Annotated in this window: 2 protein-coding genes; both read right to left on the bottom strand. The window is 73.6% G+C overall.

The window, feature by feature from the left end; translation table 11 throughout:
- Positions 1 to 147: 147 nt before the first annotated feature.
- Positions 148 to 1221: a tRNA (adenosine(37)-N6)-threonylcarbamoyltransferase complex transferase subunit TsaD gene (gene tsaD / locus EIO58_RS17080; RefSeq protein ID WP_446723944.1), complete on the bottom strand. Its 1074-nt coding sequence runs from the start codon at positions 1219 to 1221 to the stop codon at positions 148 to 150.
- Positions 1212 to 1811 carry a ribosomal protein S18-alanine N-acetyltransferase gene (rimI, locus tag EIO58_RS17075; protein WP_127820463.1) on the bottom strand — a complete coding sequence of 200 codons (600 nt, stop codon included), beginning with the start codon at positions 1809 to 1811 and terminating at the stop codon, positions 1212 to 1214. Before rimI ends, tsaD begins: the two co-directional genes overlap by 10 nt.
- Positions 1812 to 1923: the final 112 nt, after the last annotated feature.

Below are 1923 nucleotides of genomic sequence, written 5' to 3'. Positions count from 1 at the left end.
CGGCGGCCCCAGGTGCCGGCGCAGGCCGAGACGCCGCGGCCTGGCCGACAGCATCCGCGTCGCGCTGCTGCTTCTCGCCCGTGGCGGGCTCGCTCGACGCCGAACCCTTGGCGCCGGCCCCGGGGCGAGGCATCCGCTCGTCGCCGGTCATGCCGACCCCGCGACCTGGATCTCGGTCACCGGAAGCGTCGAGTCCGCGCCGAACTCGAGGGTCGACGCGGGGCGGCCCGACATGATGAGCTCCGACGCGAGAGCGGCGATCATGGCGCCGTTGTCGGTGCACAGCGCCAACGGCGGGATGCGCACGGTCACACCCTCGGCCGCCGCGCGCTCGAGCGCGACATCGCGCAGCCGCCGATTCGCGATAACCCCGCCGCCCAGGAGCAGCCGCGGCACGCCGTGGTCGCGGCACGCGGCGAGCGCCTTCGTCACGAGCACGTCGACGACGGCCTCGCGGAAGCTCGCGGCGACATCGGCCACCGGCACCGGCTCGCCTGCCGCCTGGTGCTGCTCGGTCCAGCGTGCGACGGCGGTCTTCAGCCCCGAGAACGAGAAGTCGTAGCGGTGCTTCGACATGTCGCTCGCGCGCGACAGACCGCGCGGGAACGGGATCGCGTCCGGATCCCCGGAGGCCGCAGCTCGATCGATCTCGGGACCCCCGGGGTAGGGCAGCCCCAGCAGGCGTGCGACCTTGTCGAACGCCTCTCCGGCTGCGTCGTCCATGGTCTCGCCGAGGAGCTCGACGTCGGTCGTGAGGTCGCGCACCAGCAGCAGCGATGTGTGGCCGCCGCTCACGAGCAGCGCGACCGTGGGGTACTCGAGCGTGGGTGCGCCGGCGTCGAGGATGTCGGCGGCGATGTGGCCCACGAGGTGGTTCACCGCATACAGGGGCTTGCCGAGCGACACCGCGAGCGCCTTCGCGGCGCCCACGCCCACCATGAGCGCTCCTGCGAGTCCCGGGCCGCTCGTGACCGCGACGGCGTCGATGTCGGCGAGCGAGACCTCCGACTCGGCGAGCGCGGCCCGGATCGCCGGCTCGAGCGCCTCGAGATGCGCACGCGCCGCGACCTCGGGCACGACGCCGCCGTACCGCGCGTGCTCGTCCATCGAGCTCGCGATCGTGTTCGACAGCAGCGTGCGGCCGCGCACGATGCCGATGCCGGTCTCGTCGCAGCTGGTCTCGATCCCCAGCACCAAGGGCTTCGCGCGGTTCACGTGCACACCCCGCCTTCCCACGACGTCCGCCGGGCGGAGATTCGAGCCTCGGGCGGAGCATCCGGTGCTGATCCTCCGCCGCCGGCGCGACTCCCCGACGGGGCATCCACCGACCCGGCGGCAGCCGACGGATGCCGAGCCTCACCCCACCCCCGCAGGTCGAGCTTCATCACCACGGCGTCGACATCGTCAGGCTGGTAGTAGCGCGGCTTGCGTCCGATCTCGAAGAAGCCCTCCGACACGTAGAGGGACTGCGCGACGGGGTTGTCGGCGCGCACCTCGAGGAACACGTGGCTGACACCACGGCGCGAGGCCTCCTCGAGCAGCGTCCGCAGCAGCGCGCGCCCCCGGCCGCGGCCTCGCGCGGCCTCGGCCAGCGCGATGGTCTGGACGTCGGCATCCGTCGCAGTCCTCACGGCGCGGAGCCCCGCGTACCCGACGATGCGCCCCGCCTCCTGGTCGACGACGTACCAGCCGTGGGGCGACGAGAGCTCTTCGCGCATCATCGACTCCGACCAGGCGTCGGTCGGGAACGAGGCCCGCTCGAGCCGCATGATCGCCGCGAGGTCCCCCGGCGTCGCCGCGCGCACGGTCATGCGACCACCCGCTTCGGAGCGGACGGCAGGGTCACGTCGGGCGACCGCAGGTACAGCGCCTGGGCGGGGCTGATCGTGCGCCCGGCGGCGAGGGCACGGGCGCCGGCGAGCG

The sequence above is a fragment of the Microbacterium sp. CPCC 204701 genome (genome assembly GCF_004010105.1).
Classification (GTDB): domain Bacteria; phylum Actinomycetota; class Actinomycetes; order Actinomycetales; family Microbacteriaceae; genus Microbacterium.
The sequence above is the reverse complement of the archived record's forward strand: the minus strand, read 5'-3'. Positions and strand labels throughout refer to the sequence as shown.

Coding starts and splice junctions, on each gene's coding strand:
- rimI (WP_127820463.1), bottom strand. CDS start 1,811: ATGACCGTGCGCGCGGCGACGCCGGGGGACCTCGCGGCGATCATGCGG.